This window comes from Flavobacterium sp. CSZ (assembly GCF_015350725.1).
GTDB lineage: Bacteria > Bacteroidota > Bacteroidia > Flavobacteriales > Flavobacteriaceae > Flavobacterium.
Window position 1 is genome coordinate 1 of sequence record NZ_JADKPQ010000057.1, and the last position, 1,439, is coordinate 1,439.

Sequence of the window (1,439 nt, forward strand, 5' to 3'; positions counted from 1 at the left end):
TAGAGTGCACCCAAAAGTTTAGACGAATTTATAATTAAATTTGACAATAATGAGCTCGATATTGTATCGGGCTCATTCCTTTTAGATTAAGTTTTATTCTATCATTATTATAGTATTCTATATATTCGATTATTTCTTGCTTTAATTGATTAACTGAACTGTATTTTTTAAGATAAAAAAGCTCTGATTTTAATATCCCGAAAAAGTTTTCAATTACAGCATTGTCCAGGCAATTACCTTTTCTGGACATACTTTGTTTAATTCCTTTTTGTTTTAATAAATACTGATACTGTTTCATGCGATACTGCCATCCCTGATCCGAATGCAGTATTAAATTAGACTGATCGGGTATTTTTTCAAAAGACTTTTTAAGCATAGAGGTGATCTGGCCGAAAACAGGTCTTTCAGATAAATCATAGCTTATAATCTCTCCGTTAAATAAATCTATTATTGGTGATAAATATAATTTCTTGCCAGATACATTAAATTCAGTAACATCCGTAGCCCATTTTTGATTAGGCATTGTGGCTTTAAAATTCCTCTTTAATATATTAGGAGCTGTTTTGCCTTGTTCTCCCCTATACGATTTATATTTTCTTACTCGAATCAGACTTTTCAAGCCTAAAAGCTTCATCAGCCTAAGCACAGTTTTATGATTAATTAAAATACCTTTATTCCTTATTTCTAAAGCTATGCGCCTGTAGCCAAATCTACCTTTATGCTTGTTGTAAATCTGTTTAATCAGCTCCTTTATAACGGCATATTTATCCTGGGCTGTATCTTTTTTTTCGTAGTAATAATAACTGCTTTTGGCCATATTCATATGATTGAGCATAGTGCCCAGATCATGCTTATGCCTTAATTCCATTATGGCTTCTGCTTTTTGTTTTTGATTTCTTCGGCTTGAACTAAGGCATTGAACTTTTTTAAAAGTTCATTTTCGCATTTTAACGATTCGATCTCTTGTAAAAGTTCTTCTTCTCTGGTTAGAGGTTTGCTGGATTTCTTTTTAGCTCTTTTGAAAGTCATAGATTTAGGTCTGCCTTTAGGTTTGTCTTTCAAGCCCAATAAACCTTGATTTTTATAATCTTTCTGCCACTTCATTATGACAGACATACTCGGGATATTAAAATCAACACAGGCTTCTCTCAAAGATAAAGATTTATTTTCTACTGCCAATAATACAGTCTTCTTGAAATCAATACTATAAATTTGATTCTTTCTAGGCAGAAGTCCTTTAATGCCGTACCTGTTATAAAAAAATATCCATTCTCTGAGATTGGATCTTTCAAAATTATTTTCAATTGCAACCGAACGAATCGAACGATTGTTTTCCAAAACTTCTTTTACACACCGAAGTTTAAATTCATAATTGTACTTGACTTTTCTTTCCATAAAAATGCCCCCAAATAGTGTCTAACTTTTTGGGGGCAGTTCAA

The 1,439-nt window shown here is 32.0% G+C and carries 2 protein-coding genes; both read right to left on the reverse strand.

Features of this window, described 5'->3' with window-relative positions; translation table 11 throughout:
- Positions 1–34 precede the first annotated feature (34 nt).
- Positions 35–871 (reverse strand): IS3 family transposase, encoded by an 837-nt coding sequence (locus tag IRZ78_RS25960; protein WP_347349850.1) that lies wholly within the window; start codon positions 869–871, stop codon positions 35–37.
- Positions 868–1,395, reverse strand: a complete 528-nt coding sequence (locus IRZ78_RS25965; protein ID WP_194620487.1) for a helix-turn-helix domain-containing protein — start codon at positions 1,393–1,395, stop codon at positions 868–870. Before IRZ78_RS25965 ends, IRZ78_RS25960 begins: the two co-directional genes overlap by 4 nt.
- Between the last annotated feature and the right edge of the window lie 44 nt (positions 1,396–1,439).